This is a genomic window from Paenibacillus maysiensis (assembly GCF_000520815.1).
Classification (GTDB): Bacteria; Bacillota; Bacilli; order Paenibacillales; family Paenibacillaceae; genus Paenibacillus; species Paenibacillus maysiensis.
In genome coordinates this window covers 1-17427 of sequence record NZ_ASRY01000093.1, presented here as the reverse complement: position 1 = coordinate 17427, position 17427 = coordinate 1, and the positions used below count along the sequence as shown (strand labels likewise).

The window sequence follows — 17427 nt, the reverse complement described above, 5'->3', positions numbered from 1 at the left end:
GTGTTGGATTTTGGCTGGTACGAAGATGACGTTGCGCAGATATGGAAATGAACTAATTTATTGGAACGAGCAGGAGATTATTGTGGATCAGGCCTACCTGGACAAGCATGAAGACTTGTACATCCGTCTGACACATCCTTATATATTGGGTACAAAGATGCTGGACGTATATCTGAATGGGCAGCATTTGCTGGTTCAGGGTGGATATGAGGAAGTGGACGAAAACACGATTCGTCTCGATTTGGGTACTTATCCGCTGGAGCATCCCTTGGCAGGACAGCACATTCCTCTCGTGATTGATGATGAAATATACATCCGTACCTGGAAGCCTGAGTATCGTCAAGGGAGCGGGGGCGGTATTGATGATCTCAGGTTCAAAAGGCTGGAGGAAGAGGTTGTTTCGGCCCGTAAATATACGGAGCGTGATGTTCAGTTTCACCGTCTGGATGACAGGCTGGATTATATTCAAGAGCGGGCAGAGGTCAAAACGATGGTATTTGTGTTGGATCGGATTCCGCTGGGTCCCTGTAAATATGAAATGAGATTCCCCTTCGAAGGTAAGATCAGGGAAATATATGCTTCTTGCGGAGTGTACGGGACAAGTAAAAGTGAGTTTTCCATTGAAAAATGCTCACAGTTCGACTATGAAACGTTGCCGAACTGGACTAATATTTTCACCCGTAACCTGACCATTCATGCAGGTGAAAAATCCAGCAATACGAGTCATTTACCCTATATTCTTTCCGATCCTATGATTCACAAGAATGATCATTTTCGTATTTACACTCATGTGGCAGGCGAAGACTTAAGAGGCTTGACACTAGAAATTGTCGTTACTATATAAGGTTGAAAATAAGGTGAAAAATTAATGATTTATAATAAAATATGACTACAATATCGGATAAGAAAGCATAAAGCAAACTTATATTGCATTCGTAACAAAACATAAAATGGGATTTTGTGAAATCCCGACAAGGAGAGATGAGTTATGGCAGAAACAAGAGGTATTGCGAGATTCCGTGGTGAGCAGTTGAATAACAAACTGTTGCGGAATCAACATTTTGATGAAGCTAATAAGATTGCAGAGAAGTACATTGACCTCAAGTTTCATAATCATCGTGAAATTTTGGAAGACACCAAGATTGATGTATTTGTACAGGTTAATAAAAAAGTGGTTGCCGGCAGTACACAACTGGATGTATCGGGCGATATCGGTACAAGAACCGTCTCGACCGGAGACAAAATGGAAGGTGTTGTGCTGACTGAGAAGGTGCAGCTTCGCTCCGCCGGTACAGACAGTCCGATCGGAGACAGCGACTCTGACGTGGTATACGGTCGTCTTGAAGAAAGTAAAGGCAGCTACTTTCTGAAATTTTATAGTGTAGAAGGGGGCAAAGAGCAGCCTTATACATTTGATGCAAATGCGGGCAAAATTGATTATCGTTTCGTGATTCGCACGAATTTGTCTGTCATTCCTTCGGATGCGATCATTCAAGGCGGTAGCGGATTCGTGGAAGGGGCCACCGATGCCAAGGCCTATATGAACCTGATTCAGTTGATGAAGGATGTATATGGTTCAACGGGTACGCTGGACAATGACGGTAATTCGAATCTGATAGTTTCTATTCAAGATCAGGTTAGTCAGGAGGTACAAGATCGCCAAGATGCGGATCAGGCGATTCGGGATCAGTTGGCGTCTGCTACAGGCGCACAACTGATCGGAGTTGCGACAGATCCGAACTATAGCGGAGTGACTTTACAGTTGGCTCTCAGCCATTTGGCGCAGCGCTTGAAATCTTCTGAGGATTTGATGAATGGAATTAATGACCGGGATGCAGATTCTTCAAATGGTTACTTCAAAGCAGGTGCTTTTGGTAATGCGGAAGGTCGTATTCTTGATTTGGAGAAGGCGGCAGATGTTGCGTTCAAGGCATTAAGTGTGAAAGTGGGCACGATCGAAGCTGCGGATGAAGAAGAGGTATTTGAAGCAGTTGGGGGCGAGACGGAATACACTCTAAAAAAGGGAAAAGCCAAAGACAAAACGGTACGTCTGGCCATCAACGGGCAGCTCCAAACACCAGGTATTAACTTTACCTATATCAAGGATGTCAGCGGATTGATTACAGGCTTTAACTTTACGCCGGATACGTTGAAGGTTGTCGAAGATGTACCGGATGTCTTGTTCATTCAGTATAAAAAGGCTGAATAAGTAATAAGCAGGCTTAATCCTATTTTCTTAAACAGGTAACTCTTTATATCCATCAGCTTGAGTTATAGTAGCACCCCTTAGAAGCGTTGAACGAGTGTATGCTCATTCGTAGCAGCTAAGGGGTGTATTTATGTCTACCTCTAAAGAATTTTGTAGGTTTTATTTCCGCAGAATGTTAGTTTTCGATTCTAGTTACTTATATTGAGTATGCCATGAAGAACGTGGCGAAGAGTTTTATTTTATCTTTTCTAAAATGAAGGAGGAAAAAACATGCCAGCACCAGCAGTATCATGGCTTAAAACAGACAACGTAACAACATTGTCAAAATGGGAGATCGGGACGATAGACGCAGGATCTTCTTCTCCATCCCTGGGTGTACTTATTTGGAACAACCGGGGAAATGTAAACACTGACTTCTCTACGATGACCAATTGCACTATTACGACCAAGGATAGCTCAGGTGGGGATAGTGGTGAGCTGGTCCTGAATACATGGATTCAGGTACGTGTGGATAGTATGGCAGAATCCAGCTTTACGTCAATTGGCGGGACGGCGACGAAAGTCATTCAGGCTGGCGGGAATACGGTCAATTCCAAGGGAACCTTTTCGCCGGGAAACAAGGAAATTCTGGGCGTTATCAACGATGGCTCCGTAGGGAACTCCAAAGGCAATTACACACAAGTGACACTACAAGCAAGCGTTCCGGCTACCGCCACGGCAGGTAATGTAAATTTTCTGACACGTGTGGCCTATCAATACGTCTAACAACTGATATCCAATACAATGGGAGGAAGAATATCTATGTTTGCACAATGTAACGGATATTCTCCTGTGTCACAGGATTTTATTTGGCTAGGTGAGTATACGGATGGTACTCACCTTTCTGAGTATGATTTTGTCACTCAGGCAGAAAATAGCTTTTATGCTATTCAAAGAGATAAATTGATTCGTTTTGGCATGGTAGGGCATGGTCAAAGCTTTTTCTTTGAAAGTGACGGTATTTTCAAATTAGCTGGCAGGATGGTGGAACTGGTATATTCAACGCCGGACAAAGACTATAACCTGACGGGTAATGTGTTTCAATCCTACAGAGACATTATTTCATATAAGGATGCGGAGGCATCTGGATTACCCAATTATAGCCCTGCTGCGGCTGGAGAAAAAGGCGTAATGAGCAGTACAATTACCCAATTTAATTTTGGATATAAGGCGGCACTTCTGATTGACCATGTTGAATTTCATGTCAAAGCGATCTGTAAGATTCCATTCAACGCACCCGTTCATATGGCATTGAGACTAGTATCCAATACGGAACTGAATGGTAAATTACAGGTCAAGGTAAACGGCCTGGTTACACAGGAATTCAGTGCTCCATTAAAACCCGATATCGGAGGTGAATTGAATTGGCTGGTTCAGTAATTCGTAATTACACGATTGAAGTAGATAAAACCAATAAAAAGTCAGTATTCAGTATATACCCATATCCTGTAGAAGTTCTCACTCCAAATGGTTGGGAAAGTATTAAAGAAGAATTTGAAGAGTTGCAGGAAAAAAAGCTGGATGTCAATGATACATTAACACCTGATGAAGAGCAGATGTATCAAGAATATAAGCAACTGGCTGATTCCTTTTACGAAAATAAAATAGCATCCACGATTATTTTAGATACCGTCGATCCGACGGGAATTGACATCGTAGGCAGAGATCGGGTGCAGCATGTATTGGATGCAGAAACCCGTGAACAGATTCCGTTTGGCCGTGAATTTGCTTATGTGCATGGAGCCTCCCACCTTAGCGGAACGATTATTTTACCCTATGATGATTATTCGGATGTATACGTAGTCAGTGATGCGGATGAAGACGGTGTTGCTGAGCTGACCTACGTGAAGACGAAGGAAGAGACGGACGGAGTAAGACCCTATTACGAGAAGGTAGAGGGTCAGACCTATATTTATGTAGATCACTTTTCCGGTGGTGGTGGTACGCAGGCAGATCCTTATATTGTATCTACCGAGCAGGATTTGGATGATGTTCGGAAGAAGCCTGGAGCCTGGTATATGCAGGATAGGGATATTGTCATGGGCAGCTTTCAGAGTGGAGAGGGGTTTACACCGATAGGTAGTGATAATGCCAATCTCGTGTTCACAGGTGTGTATGATGGGAATGGGTATTTTATAAAAAGCTTGTTTATGAATCAGGATAGAAATTTTGTTGGTTTATTTGGTTGTACCAGGTCTGCAACAATACGTAATTTAAGATTGATTGATCCTAGCATCACTAACAAAAAGGGGTATACAGGAGCTTTAATAGGTTATGGGTTTAATACTTCAGTATATAACTGTAATGTTATTTCAGGAGTAATAGAAGGTCAGAATGGATATGTTGGCGGGTTAATTGGTTATCTATATCAAGACATCCGCAATTATTCAGGCAGCTCAATCATTAATTATTCATATAATTATAAGTGTAACGTTCGATCCGCAAGCAATATTGCAGGAGGGTTCAGTGGAAGTGTAAATTATTACAGCGGCAGTTTCTCAATTGCATATTGTTACTCTACCGGTAAGGTTGAGGATATCACATTAGCTCGGGAAAGAAGCAATATTGGGGGCTTTATAGGCAGTAATAATACTTCTGCAATCACAAATTGTTATTGGGATATAGAAACCTCAGAAGTTCCAACCAGTGCAGCAGGTGTTGGTAAATCTTCGTCGGAATTAAAGGTTGCATCCACATTTGAAAATTGGGATTTTGCAAATTATTGGTACATGAGTCAGGATTACAATGGAGGATATCCTGAGCATCGACAGTTTATTCGATATCAGAATGGAACAGGGAAAAAAGAAGATCCTTTTATTATCCTGACCGAGTTTGATCTTGCTCAAATGCGCTGGTTCCGCAATGAATCTTATTTCAAATTCGAAGATGATATCAAAATGACTCAATTCCAGGCGGAGGACGGATTTTACCCCATTGGTTTTAATCTTGTGGGTAAAGAATCGTATTTCAAAGGATATGTTGATGGTGGAGGGCGCTGTGTTGCCAACTTATTCATCTATCGTCCCAATGATTCATTTGTAAGTCTGTTTGGCTACATGATGGGCGGCTGGATTAAGAATCTGGATATCGTTGATTGTAATGTTACAGGTAACAGTTATGCAACTGCATTAGCAGGCCAAATTTCCAAATCTACCATTAGCAATTGCCATGTCGATACATTTTCTTATTGCAAAATTACAAGTAAAGGAAGTCATGGAGCCGGTTTGGTAGGACAAGTAACTACGGATGGAATCATAGAGGATTGTAGTGTAAATGTAACTGTTGCAGGAGTAGGCTACACTGGAGTGTTCGCAGGCTACCTGACGGGTAATGGAATTATACGTAGATGCTATGCTTCCGGTAAAGGTGAGAGTACAGGGGATTACCTGGGAGGATTTTTAGGTTACGGTATTAGTTCTTCTATACTGGAGGATTGCTGGACAGATGCGGAGTTAAATGGAGTAACGGTGGGCGGATTTGGCGGGAATACTGCTACCCTTACTGTAAGACGGTGCCTTGCGTTAGGCAAGGCATTTGCTTCATCCGCTTTGAATGGATTTATTTATGCGGGGAGTGGAGCCTTTTCAGATAATTACTTTGATAAGGAATTGTATAAGAATGCTTCTAGTACAGGTGGATCAGGCCTGATCACCCGTGAAATGAAGTACAGGGGAACCTACTCCAATACGGCCTGGAATTTTGACGACATATGGATGATGGACCCTAAATACAATGACGGTTATCCCGCATTAAGGAAGCTCCTACCTCTTGATCTGCCGTTGCTGGGCTTCCGTAATGAATTTGGTAAATACTATACGGATAATGCAGGAGAGCGGCTGCGTTACCTGGAGTTTGGCACATTGGTCGCAAGCCAAACCTCTTCCCCCAAACCAGTATGGTTGCAAAATAATGCTGATTTCCCGGTGAATCAACTCAAAACATGGGTGGATAGTACAACGGTAGCTAAAGGGATGGAAATCGATTTAAGTATGTCGGATACTCCATTTCTGCCTGCTCAGGAATTAGCTTTTAACGGCACATTGGCCAGGGGCAGCGCGGAAAAGCTCTATGTAAGAATCAAGTCGGATATTGCAGTGAAGACGGGTGGAACGTTTGATCTAAGGGCGAAAGCAAGCCCCATGTAATAATGTTCCAATACAATGGAATAGGGCGTGATGTTCATGTTTAGTAAGAGAGGATTAATCCTTTCCCTTCACGCTTCCCTTGCCGATCAAGGTTTGGAGGTTGGCTCCAACTCAAAACCCACTTCGCAATGGCATGATTTGAGTGGTAAAGGAAATCACGGCATACTGAATGGCTTCCATTTTACGAAAGATGATGGTTGGGGGGGCAGAAACACCCTCGCCGATCCCTATGCCCTGTTTTTTAATGGGACGAGCCATTATATCCAATGTACAGGCGCGGATACCTCTAAGCCTATCGCCAGTGTTACCTTTGAAGTGTGGATATATTATATCGGGGGTAACGTTGTTTTGTCTTCTGGGGGAGAGTTGAACGATACTCAGGGTATTTTAGTCATGTTTAACCCTATTGGGGAATTGGAGCTTCAGATCGCGACCCGTACGAGAAAAGCATATGCCAACTTAGGGAAATTACCCAGAAACAAATGGTATCATATTGTTGGCGCATATGACGAAATTACAGGTAATCTATCTACTTTTCTGAATGGCGCTCCTCAGGGGAATATGCAAGCTGAAATCACTGAACATAGCCAATGGCCCAATGGACTTTTTATTGGCAGGCACAGTACAGAGGATAGCCAATGGTTTCGTGGATATATTCCTGTTGTACGGATGTACAATGTTGCGTTAACGATGGATGAAATCGTTGCAAACTATATGGCTGGTTACCTTTTGGGGATAAGTCATTCTGACATGCAGATTCATGCGAGAGTACTGGAAAGGCAGAATCTCTCAGCATCCTTGCAAGTAGGAATTAGCGGGGGAGTTCAAGGGAAGCAGACTATTATTCCTACGGACATGGCTGACATGTCTTCACATATAACGGTTAAAAAGCCTATGGATGTAGTCAGCAATATGCATATTAATACTCATGTTTCTGTAAAAGCGCACTATGCGGCCCACCCTGCGGATCATGATGATGTACAGAGTGCTATTGAAGTTAAGGTAGCGGATAATCTTGCAGCCGTGCTGGGTGTTAGTGCGTCAGGGAAAACGGCTGTAAAGGCTCGATACAGTATCCTGCCTGCGGATAATAGTGATGTCCAAGGTAGGTTGGCAGTTAAGGTATCCGATCATCTCACTGCTGTGCTGAGTGTTAGCTCATCAGCTGTAGCAGTAGCCGCATACGATGTGAAGCGGCTCATGCCAAATGATTTGCTTTCCAGCCTGAATGTTGTGCAACAGGGATTACCTTCCCGTATATCGGTTCAAGCAAGTACTACCTTAGCCGCCAAATATGATATTCATGCTGCTCAGGAGCAAAACCTCAAAGCTGCAATAGAGGTCAAAAAGCCTAATGATATCGTCAGCAGCTTAAAGGTAAACACTCAGGTAAGCAGCAACGGAAGATATCAGGTGCGGGGGATCGAACCTGCTAATCTCAGCTCCAGCCTGCAAATTAAGTCTATTCATCAAATATATTCATCATTGTCTGTACGTACCCATACTCACCTAGCCGTGAAATATAGTATAGAGTCTCTAGGAGCCGAAGACTTAACCTCCTTCCTGACGGTACCAAGTATATCTGAACTACACAGTAGCATTCTGGTAGGTACCCATACCCGAATAATGGGGCATTACCATATTCGTAAAAGTCATGTTATAGATATATATGCTAGTCTGGAAATTAAGAAGACGGAGAATCTACCTTCATTCTTGTCTATTGCATCCTTTACCCAGTCTACCGGCAGATACGGGATAACTTCTCGGAGTTATGATGATCTTCCGTCTGCAATGACGGTTCGGGAAGTTTCGGATATGGCTTCATCCATAGGAATTGCACCCTATACATGGATGAAAGGCAGATATGATGTTATCGAGCCTCCAACGTACACGACGATTATTTATTCTAATAAAGATGCTTTTGTTCGTGAGTCTCAGCCCAGATTAAACTATGGTGTTGAGGAACAAATGTATGTCGGATATTCTGCCTCGGCTCAGGAAAGATACAGATCTTATGTTGGCTTTGATTTGGATACAGCTTCTATTCCCAAGAAAAATACAACGATTAAATCGGCCGAGCTCAAAGTGTATTTCGATGGTCGCAACGTACCCCTGAAGGGGATACAGCTCATTGAAGCATCCAGGGAATGGACAGAATATGGAGTTACCTGGCAAAACCAACCGTTTCCGTTTGGCTTTAGCAGTCCTAATTCAACCTATGACGGTATAAACATCGTTCAAGATGTAGGTGGAGATTCAGGGTACATTTCTTTTGATGTGACTGATTCCATTCGTGCATGGTATGAAGGAAAAAGGCCGAATTTTGGATATATTTTTAAAGCTCTGGATGAATTTGAACATGGAAGTATCCGTTTTTTTACTAAGGAGCAAAAATCGTACCGTCCTATATTGGATATTACCTACTATGATACTCGTATCTATAGTTTGGGCAGGAACAGTATAGAAGGTGGCCTTACCTCTCGTGTAAGTAAGGTGTCTCATCTTCCAGCTTCGTTTCGCATCAAACAGTCCTATGGAGCAACGGTTTGGAAGGGAAGCCTGTTTGTCCACAACCAAAGGGAGATCCTGACCGATATCACAGTGACGGTACCTAACTTAAACGGTAAGGTGTCCGTACGGCGCAAGGATAATCATTCTTTGGAAGCTCAGCTTGTTATTGCTGTTGCACGTGAGAATTCATTGGACAGCACCCTATGGGTGAATAGGAAAATAGTACCTTCGAATATGTATGTCTTTTACAGGGAGAACCTTGCTTCCGAACTGAGCGTTGCCCGCTGGGCAGTTCCGTTTCCCGAACTTCCGGCAACGATTCTTGTTAATCGTAAGGAAATGCTTGGGTCGATCCGTGTAAGAAGGACAGAGCATCAGGATATCTTTTCTGGTATGGAGTTGAGTATCCCTAATATATTAGGGAGCATATCCGTCTTTCAGGGAGCAGTAAAGAAAAGCTCTATTTCAGTCCGTAGATCTCGTGAAGCAGATCTGATGGTGGAGGGGCGTATACTTTATAGGAAAGATATGCCTGCGGATATGAATATCCACAATCCTGATTTTTACGGCAGGCTTCAAATTGTGTTTAGTAATTTGCTCATATCCGATTTGTCTGTAAGAACAAGAGCACATTCCGGGCTACCTTCAACGGTCACAATATCGCATTATACTTCTTTGAGATCAAGTATAGCGATCTGGCCGAAAAAAGATGTGCCTTCAAGTCTCACTGTACTTTCAGGAAATTTATGGGCCTGCATATCCATTCCGTACCATATAAGAATGGATATGCAGTCACGAATTACAGTGCGAGTTAAGCTCATTTCTGATCTGGAAATTGCAGTAGGAGTAAGATCCGGTAATCTAGGCTCTAATATAAAGGTTCGAGTGGACAGCCATACGGATCAGTCTTCTTACCTGCGAATCAGACGTAGTCATTTGGACTCTATCTCGAGTGAGCTTTACGTAAAAACTTGGGAGAAATCTGAACTTAAAGGCAGGATCAGTGCACGGAAAAGCCGTGAATCTGATAGATGGTCTCGAATCTTGGTGCGTCTTTCCGATCAGCAGGATTGGGATACCGAACTATCGGTTCGTGTTATGGAACACCATGATCTGAATGCTGAAGTGGGGATTAGGCGGGACGCAGCGTATGATAAATATGGTCATGTTGCCGTTCGACATTCAGAGCAAACAGAGCTTCCATCAGATTTGGAGATTCGGGAACATAGTCACATCACAGGCTATCTAACTGTGAGAAGGACAGCACAAATAAGCTTACAAAGTGATATGAGTGTGTGGGAGAAATCCATTGTCACTGGCTCAGTGGTGGTCAGACAGTATCGACAAAATGATCTTCATGGTTCCATGGACATTTGGAAAAGATCTATATTAAAAGGCCATATTTCCGTGTGGCAGAAAGCATTACTACCTGGGGCTATACAGGTTCAGGTGTATGATGATATGGCTTCCAGTATAGATGTGGCTACAGAATACGGATACTGCTTTATCATGTAAACTTAACCCCTGCTATTCGTAGCAGGGGTTAAGTTTTACTGATTTTTACTTATATTGAACCTGTCGGGGGAGAAAATAGACAAAAGGCAGGTGCTGTGGGCTGGACATAAATGTAATAACCGCAGTTATTGGAGTCATCGGCTACGCCAGCGGTCGTAGCAATAATAAGGTTAAAGAACGAGAGCTACTGTCCAAAGATGAGCAGGCTTTTCGGGTTACTTTAATGGATGCCTTGTCAAGTCATAAGGAGGAAATCCATCGCTTAAGTGAAGAGATAGCTGTGCTTCAGAACGAAAATTTAAGCTTGCTCGCAGAAAACAGATCCTTGAATGCGAAGGTAGAGGCATTGGTAGCCAGACTTGAAAGTGGATAGGAAATAGATTTATAGGGGAAGCAAACTGACGTTTGAAATGAAGTACTAATGGAGGCTATCGAGAAACTTCGACAGTTTCCAAAGGAATGTTGAAATAGGTCTTATGGAACATTTTCGAATTGATTCAAAAGGCTTGTTTTTAAAGATGTATACACAAAAAAATGGAACAATATAACCAGATGAAAATAACATCAATCTATGTTAGGAATTGACAAGGTTATATATACCTATTAGAATGAGAACATAGGTTCGCATTTTTTTTAAAAAAAGTAATAGATAAATTGCAACTCTTCTGATAGATATGACGACTATTAGAGTAGAATCCTAAAAATTATATATTCAATTAGGTAAATGGAACTGATTCAAATGTATTACGTATTAAAAAAAGAGTAGGGTAAGATAAAGAAAAAAGTGGAAACTAATTGTCGAATGTCGAAATTCGGAAAGGAGTTGTGATACAAGTTTTAAGGAGGGAACAGAGTGAATTGGAACCTATTGATTTAAAATAAACTATTAAAATAGGAGAACCGCAATGATAACGACAAATGTTAGCTCATTTGACCCAGATACTTTAAATCATATTTTTAACTTTATACTTCGTGGTGTTAACGAGGAGGATCGAGAAGATGTGAAACAGGATTCAATCGTTCAAATTCTGACAGCGATCCACAAAGGGAATATAAAGAAGGATATATCTACTTTTTCACATACGGTCATTAAACGTTCTGTGGTTGACTACTATCGTAAAAAAAAACGTAAAATTACGCAGTTCAGTACAACCGTTAACTTTTGCGATGGCACAGATGAAGAAGGCTCTATGGCCAATTATTACTCGGTTCAAGTGAATGATTATGGGTTTAAATTAGCAGACGTGAAGGTAGACTACTTAGGCAATCGTAACAGATTCACAAAACAGGAGCAACGAATCATAAATTTCATGCTATTCACCGAAGAAGGAATGGATATGAAACCTGCAGAAATCGCCCATTATCTTGATATTCATAAATCTCATGCTTGTCGAGCCGTGAAAAAACTAAGAGAACTCTATAAAACTGAGATTAACAAATAAACACTCTGATATACCACTATCAGAACAAAATCAAATCCAAAAGGAAATAGAAAGGCACTACGCACTGCCCCTTACTATACATTAATTAGTATACATATCTGACTGAGGCATTGCAAGTGAATGATTCTGAAAATTCAATGAAAATTGTTAATAAGGAAGGTAGTTTACATGTTGAGTCGCTATTTAGTCGGTGGAAGATTAGACCCACCTTTCTATCCTACCAAAACAAAGCCCTGCATAGCAAGCCGCAGGGTTGATATAGATGGCTTAAGAGCTTTAGAAGGTAAAAGGATGATATTAGATACCTTTAAGATATCCAATGATCTTGAGTTTTTCGCTATTTCAATAAAGGCGGATGTTATTACCCCTGCTGATTATTGGTCTTTAGTGGTTGATGAAAATGTAATTGTTAACCATGTATATTGCAAAGATTATAGTGAAGGTCTCTATTTTCAGGTAGCTCATCCTGTAATGGGCGGGAGGGAATTTCGTTTTGAATTTTACACGGAGAGTGCTGACCGCAAAAGAATAGAAGTATCCTATTATTTTTTGACAGACCCGAAGGTTACCCTTCGTCTAAACGGTATAACGAACCAAAGCTATGGTCCTATTTCTCTACCTGACCGGGTTTAAGGAACAGCACCTAGGGAGGGAGATTATAGAACATGATCGGTTATATGTATAAATGCCCCCATTGTGGGGCGGAATCTTCTTTTGTTCCTGAAGAGATGGAATGCGATCAATCCCTTGTTCTTTGGTGTAAGCACTGTGGGGATTATATCAATCAGACCATAACGATGGAATCCTTGAGGAAGTGGTGGGCGAGATACGACGCAGGCGAAGACGCATTTAAGCCACCTGTGAGCAAAGGCATACTGCTTATGTTTGAAAAGCTGGAACAAACGTTGGCAGCAGAACCTGACTGTAACCTGAATCGGGTTGAAATACATCTCAAGGATTTTACAGACTATCGCTATAAATAAACTCTGGAGGCAAGGCTATGAACCATACGAACAACAACAGGTATCAGCAAGATGGGGAAGATTCTGAATCAGTAGAATTTATACAAATTATTAGCAAAATTCAGAGAGTTGTCAAAGAGAATAAGGAGCTTAAAAGGAAAAATCATCATCTGATTTCCCAAAATAGACAACTTGCGGCCCGTAATCAATTGCTCGAATTGCAAATGAATGAATATACGTCTTTGGTTCAGGAAATGGAGCAGCAGTTCCTTACCCAGCACGAGTATGTGTTGGATTCGATGCAAACTAACCAAACGCGTTCAAAGAATTTTTTATACTTGGATGATTCCGGCCATACGTATCTCATTAACTATTCAGATAAATAAATTCTAAAAAGGTAGACCGACTACTGGACTGTGAGCGTGATCAATGTAGAAGGAAATTCATTATGCTGGTATTTCCAGAAAATACGGGGTGAACGGATTGCTCAGTGATACGTATGTACAATTAAGAAAGCCTGCTGTGAAGGATATGCATAATATAAAGCTGATCTGTGCGTGTAAAGAGGACAAAGACCTTCTTGGGGAATTTCTTCAAGAAAATCGGAAATTTATGTTTTCGATTATTATGCGATATAAGGGAAGTATAGAAGAGCTAAAAATGAAATTCAAGGTTACTGAAGATGATTTATACCAACAAGCATGTATAGGATTACTAACGGCACTCAAGGATTTCGATATTCATCGAGGAATTAAATTTACTACGTATGTAGTAAGGCCAATTTTATGGGAGGTTAATCAGTTATTATATAGCAACTCTCAAGAGGTAAGACTTAGTCGAGGAGCTATTGATATGATCCGAAGGATGGTAGAGATAGAAGATGCACTAGGCTACAGGCCGAGTGAGCAAAAAATGGCGAAGCTCCTTCAAGTTCCTATAGAACGTTACAGAGAAGTTGCCCAATTCAGTGATGCAATGGAACATTTTGATTCAATAGATAACTTCGAAGCTACAGACAACTCACAAAATAACATGGATGAGCATGTGATTAATAAGGTTTATGTTCAACAACTGTTAAGTAGTTCTCTGTTTACAGAACATGAAAAAACCGTGATGCACTTAATTATGAAAGGAGCTAATAACTCCCGGATATCTGAAATACTCCACGTATACCCCATGACAATCACCAGAACGTTAGCACGCATCAGGAAAAAAATAGACAAACACAAACAGGATACTGAGAATATCCAAATTGAAGCTCAATCAAAATACAGAGAAGAAATTAACTTAATTGTAGAGATGAGTAAAGAACATAAACAAGTCTTGAATGTTACAGACATTACAGATGTACTTAAAATATCCGGCTATGATATTTCAAAGTATTCAAAACGTGTTCTTTACTATATCCGCAAAAAAGCAAAATTAGCTATATAAAGTATAGCAAAGTTAAACGCAAATCACAACTGCTCTCGATCGATATTAGAATCAAGAGGATAAAAAAGCCCATGCAGTTTTCAGCATGAGCTTTAAAGCGAAAAAAAAATCAAACTTATCCCAGCACCGTCAGCTCTTTCGGAAAAGAAGTCAGCACTTCTACACCGTCAGAGGTGACCAGAACGTCATCTTCAATCCGTACACCACCGAGGCCTGGCACGTAGATGCCGGGCTCTATGGTGAACACGAAGCCCTCATGAAGCAGGTCTTCATTACCGCCATGCACAGACGGATATTCGTGAACGCTCATGCCAAGACCGTGTCCAACCCGATGGTTAAAGGCAGGGCCAAACCCGGCAGCTTCTACAACTGCACGTGCTGCCTGGTCTACCGACGCGCAGGATACACCCGGACGAATGGCGGCAATACCAGCCTCGTTTGAGCGGAGTACCGTCTGATAAATCGTCTCCAGTTCAGCTGACAGCTTGCCAAAAGCAAAAGTGCGCGTAATGTCTGAGGCGTAACCATCTGAATATACACCCATATCAAACATAAGCAAATCGCCGTGTTGCAGCTTGCGTATACCCGGAACACCATGAGGTAACGCTGTTTTGGGGCCAGATAGCACCGTGGTGTCAAAGGACGGGCCATCTGCGCCGATTTTCTTCATCTGGTATTCGATTTCGGCTACCAGCTCGACTTCTGTTACGCCTTCACGCACATGGGTCAAGCCGTGGCGAAGGGCGTTCTCCACCAACTGTGCGGCATGCTTCAGACGCCGTACTTCCTCAGGCGTTTTCCTTACACGCATATCCTGAAGTACGGGGCCGAGATCCACATATTGGGCCGCACCAATAGCAGTATGTAGCTGTTCGTAGCGGAGTACGGAGACGTGTTCCTTTTCCAGCGCGAACACCCTCACTCCGGTACCTGTGCGCTGGCGCAGCAGATCATATGGATTGTCTGTATCTGTGTGAGTGGATATGCGAGCCACGGAAGAAGCGGCGTGGGCCGCCTCTGCATCCAATGCAGGCACGATCAGTTCAGGCTCCTCGTCCCGAAGCAGCATCAAGCCGAGAAATCGCTCATGCGGCTCACTGGCAAAGCCAGTCAGGTAGTAGATATGCTTAGGATCGGTGACGAGCAATCCGTCCCATGACTGTGACTTCAATTCATCATATAGCCGGGTTATTTTATCATTCATGCAGCTTCATCCCTTTCTATTCATGAATTCATTATAACGCTTATTACATATTTGTTTATAGATCTGACTACTTTAGTCTCGTTCCTGACTTAATGTCTGTAGACGTGCCTGTACATTCTGATCATAAAAACCCCCATGATAGCACAGCACCTTCTCGACATCCAGTACAGTTAGTTTATTGAGGCTTTCCAAGGCCAGTGGCATATCCGGTGTAGCCGACTCAGCAGGGCCGACCAGTTCGCCTTCAACTACAAGGAGCTCGTCCGCCGCCAAAAGCAGCTTTTGCGCGGGAGCATACAAGCTGATATGCCCCGGCGTGTGACCAGGTGTATGGATAATCTGTATTCCCCCACCATAAGGAAGATGCTCACCGTCTTCAAGGGCATGGGCAAAGCGCAAGTCCGGCAGGCGGCGAATCATATCTTCTGCTTGCTGCTTGAGCGCAGTATCCAACTGATTGATTCGTTCCGGTGTCAGCTTCACAAACGGCCGATCCCCTGTCATATAAGGAATATCATCCTTATGAGCCAATAGAGCGGTATTCGGTAGCAAGTCCAGTAGTGCATGAACATTACCGATATGATCAATGTCCTGATGCGTTAAAATAATTCGCTTCAGGTGGCTGATATCCTCTCCCACATCTGCAATAGCCTTGCGCAACGCTTCCAACTGGCCTAGCATCCCCGTGTCAATGAGCGTAAGCCCGTCCTCATCCTTGAGCAGCACAGGATAAATCGTTGTTTTTCCAAAGAAAGATTCCATAGGTATTTCCAAAATCAAAATTTGAGTTCCAATATTCATATAAGCTGCTTCAGAATCCCGTGAACTCCGAAGCACACCTCCTGTCTTATATTGTTAAATGGGTCGGCTAATCTTTGAAGCTTTTGATTTTCTTCAAGCTCTATTATAGAACCCTTTGCATCCGAACCGCAAAAAAACAACTCGATATGGCTGTTTGGGAGCTTGTCTTGTACAATGAAATAAATCAACAGAACAGGAGGCGGGTACAAACGATGAATAGGGACCAATCTTTTTCCATTGAATTTGCGCGCAGGGAGGATCTTCCGGCTATTGTGGGCATTTATAATTCCACCATTGCAGGTCGAATGGCAACGGCAGATTTGGAGCCCGTGACAGTGGAGAGCCGTATCCCATGGTTTGAGGCTCATCAAGAAGACCATCGACCTTTGTGGGTTCTGAGACATAAAGAGACGATTGCAGGGTGGGCCAGCCTACAGTCTTTTTATGGACGTCCAGCTTATAACGGTACGGCGGAAATCAGTATTTATGTCCATGAAGATTCTCGTGGAACTGGAGCAGGAAGTCGTCTGGTGCAGCATGTACTGAATGAATGCCCTAGGCTTGGAATTACGACGCTGTTGGGGTTTGTATTTGGTCACAATGAGCCGAGTATCGCCTTGCTGAGCAAGTTCAGCTTTGAACAATGGGGTTATTATCCGCGTGTTGCGGTGCTGGACAGCATAGAGCGGGATTTGGCTATTCTGGGTAAACGAGTGGATGTTGAGGATAAATAGACGAACAAACATCGTTTATAAAGTGGAACATGAAAAAAAAGCTGCATCCAAAATGTTCTGTGCACTACAATCGTGCGTGTTTTTGGAAGCAGCCTTTAATGTTGTGAAAAAAATGATGTTGCTTATTCCGTCGTTTAACGCTGTGGTTTCAAACGTATGTTGTGAAAAATCTGATTGAGCACCTCGGACAGCACCAAGCCGACAGCAATGGCACCTGCGATCATGAGTGTGCTCATAGCCAGCTCCAGCGCCTGAGGATAATTATGCTGTACAAACTGTCGCATCGCATTGTAGGCCATGCCTCCCGGAACAAGCGGAATTATGCCTGCCACGCTGAAAATAATAACGGGCATTTTGTACAGTCTAGCCAAGCTCTGGCTGATGATCCCGATCAGAACCGTTGCCAAGAAGCTGGCGCTCACGGGTCCCAT

Annotated in this window: 15 protein-coding genes; 12 read left to right on the top strand and 3 right to left on the bottom strand. The window is 42.6% G+C overall.

Annotation, left to right across the window (positions count from 1 at the left end):
- Nucleotides 1–10: 10 nt before the first annotated feature.
- From L696_RS0106320 to L696_RS0106270, 11 genes are all read left to right on the top strand, one after another.
- Nucleotides 11–844, top strand: coding sequence for a hypothetical protein (locus L696_RS0106320; protein ID WP_025682891.1), 834 nt, complete (start codon nucleotides 11–13; stop codon nucleotides 842–844).
- Nucleotides 845–988: 144 nt separating this feature from the next.
- Nucleotides 989–2209, top strand: a complete 1221-nt coding sequence (locus tag L696_RS0106315) for a hypothetical protein (protein ID WP_025682890.1) — start codon at nucleotides 989–991, stop codon at nucleotides 2207–2209.
- A 270-nt stretch (nucleotides 2210–2479) separates the two neighbouring features.
- Nucleotides 2480–2974: a hypothetical protein gene (locus L696_RS0106310; protein ID WP_025682889.1), complete on the top strand. Its 495-nt coding sequence runs from the start codon at nucleotides 2480–2482 to the stop codon at nucleotides 2972–2974.
- Nucleotides 2975–3010: 36 nt separating this feature from the next.
- The gene (locus L696_RS0106305) at nucleotides 3011–3628 is read left to right on the top strand and encodes a hypothetical protein (protein ID WP_025682888.1); all 618 of its coding nucleotides are present in this window, start codon (nucleotides 3011–3013) and stop codon (nucleotides 3626–3628) included.
- A complete protein-coding gene (locus L696_RS0106300) occupies nucleotides 3613–6393 on the top strand; it encodes a hypothetical protein (RefSeq protein ID WP_025682887.1) in 2781 nt (926 codons plus the stop codon). Before L696_RS0106305 ends, L696_RS0106300 begins: the two co-directional genes overlap by 16 nt.
- A 36-nt stretch (nucleotides 6394–6429) precedes the next feature.
- On the top strand, nucleotides 6430–10419 hold the full coding sequence (locus tag L696_RS0106295) for a DNRLRE domain-containing protein (RefSeq protein ID WP_025682886.1): 3990 nt from the start codon (nucleotides 6430–6432) through the stop codon (nucleotides 10417–10419).
- A gap of 905 nt (nucleotides 10420–11324) precedes the next feature.
- Nucleotides 11325–11861: a sigma-70 family RNA polymerase sigma factor gene (locus L696_RS0106290; protein ID WP_025682885.1), complete on the top strand. Its 537-nt coding sequence runs from the start codon at nucleotides 11325–11327 to the stop codon at nucleotides 11859–11861.
- A 168-nt stretch (nucleotides 11862–12029) separates the two neighbouring features.
- Nucleotides 12030–12494, top strand: a complete 465-nt coding sequence (locus tag L696_RS0106285; protein ID WP_025682884.1) for a hypothetical protein — start codon at nucleotides 12030–12032, stop codon at nucleotides 12492–12494.
- Between the two features lie 32 nt (nucleotides 12495–12526).
- The gene (locus tag L696_RS0106280; protein WP_025682883.1) at nucleotides 12527–12844 is read left to right on the top strand and encodes a hypothetical protein; all 318 of its coding nucleotides are present in this window, start codon (nucleotides 12527–12529) and stop codon (nucleotides 12842–12844) included.
- Between the two features lie 17 nt (nucleotides 12845–12861).
- The gene (locus L696_RS0106275; RefSeq protein ID WP_025682882.1) at nucleotides 12862–13209 is read left to right on the top strand and encodes a hypothetical protein; all 348 of its coding nucleotides are present in this window, start codon (nucleotides 12862–12864) and stop codon (nucleotides 13207–13209) included.
- A gap of 97 nt (nucleotides 13210–13306) precedes the next feature.
- Entirely contained in the window at nucleotides 13307–14257 is a 951-nt protein-coding gene (locus L696_RS0106270; protein ID WP_025682881.1) for a sigma-70 family RNA polymerase sigma factor, read from the top strand.
- A gap of 115 nt (nucleotides 14258–14372) precedes the next feature.
- On the opposite strand, the gene L696_RS0106265 is transcribed toward L696_RS0106270, so the two are convergent.
- Both L696_RS0106265 and L696_RS0106260 read right to left on the bottom strand, forming a co-directional pair.
- Complete coding sequence (locus L696_RS0106265) at nucleotides 14373–15461, bottom strand: M24 family metallopeptidase (protein WP_025682880.1); 1089 nt, start codon at nucleotides 15459–15461, stop codon at nucleotides 14373–14375.
- 72 nt (nucleotides 15462–15533) lie between these two features.
- The gene (locus L696_RS0106260) at nucleotides 15534–16298 is read right to left on the bottom strand and encodes an MBL fold metallo-hydrolase (RefSeq protein ID WP_483414260.1); all 765 of its coding nucleotides are present in this window, start codon (nucleotides 16296–16298) and stop codon (nucleotides 15534–15536) included.
- Between the two features lie 176 nt (nucleotides 16299–16474).
- Here L696_RS0106260 and L696_RS0106255 point away from each other — a divergent pair, with 176 nt between their 5' ends.
- Nucleotides 16475–16996 carry a GNAT family N-acetyltransferase gene (locus L696_RS0106255; protein ID WP_025682878.1) on the top strand — a complete coding sequence of 174 codons (522 nt, stop codon included), beginning with the start codon at nucleotides 16475–16477 and terminating at the stop codon, nucleotides 16994–16996.
- A 134-nt stretch (nucleotides 16997–17130) separates the two neighbouring features.
- Here the strand turns inward: L696_RS0106255 and L696_RS0106250 are convergent.
- Nucleotides 17131–17427 (bottom strand): threonine/serine exporter family protein (locus L696_RS0106250; RefSeq protein WP_025682877.1); only part of this gene is annotated, 297 nt, incomplete at its 5' end.

Excerpts from the sequence above, each read along its gene's own strand:
- L696_RS0106315 (WP_025682890.1), top strand. The coding sequence starts at position 989 with ATGGCAGAAACAAGAGGTATTGCGAGATTCCGTGGTGAGCAGTTGAAT.
- L696_RS0106310 (WP_025682889.1), top strand. The coding sequence starts at position 2,480 with ATGCCAGCACCAGCAGTATCATGGCTTAAAACAGACAACGTAACAACA.
- L696_RS0106305 (WP_025682888.1), top strand. The coding sequence starts at position 3,011 with ATGTTTGCACAATGTAACGGATATTCTCCTGTGTCACAGGATTTTATT.
- L696_RS0106295 (WP_025682886.1), top strand. The coding sequence starts at position 6,430 with ATGTTTAGTAAGAGAGGATTAATCCTTTCCCTTCACGCTTCCCTTGCC.
- L696_RS0106290 (WP_025682885.1), top strand. The coding sequence starts at position 11,325 with ATGATAACGACAAATGTTAGCTCATTTGACCCAGATACTTTAAATCAT.
- L696_RS0106285 (WP_025682884.1), top strand. The coding sequence starts at position 12,030 with ATGTTGAGTCGCTATTTAGTCGGTGGAAGATTAGACCCACCTTTCTAT.
- L696_RS0106280 (WP_025682883.1), top strand. The coding sequence starts at position 12,527 with ATGATCGGTTATATGTATAAATGCCCCCATTGTGGGGCGGAATCTTCT.
- L696_RS0106275 (WP_025682882.1), top strand. The coding sequence starts at position 12,862 with ATGAACCATACGAACAACAACAGGTATCAGCAAGATGGGGAAGATTCT.
- L696_RS0106265 (WP_025682880.1), bottom strand. The coding sequence starts at position 15,461 with ATGAATGATAAAATAACCCGGCTATATGATGAATTGAAGTCACAGTCA.
- L696_RS0106255 (WP_025682878.1), top strand. The coding sequence starts at position 16,475 with ATGAATAGGGACCAATCTTTTTCCATTGAATTTGCGCGCAGGGAGGAT.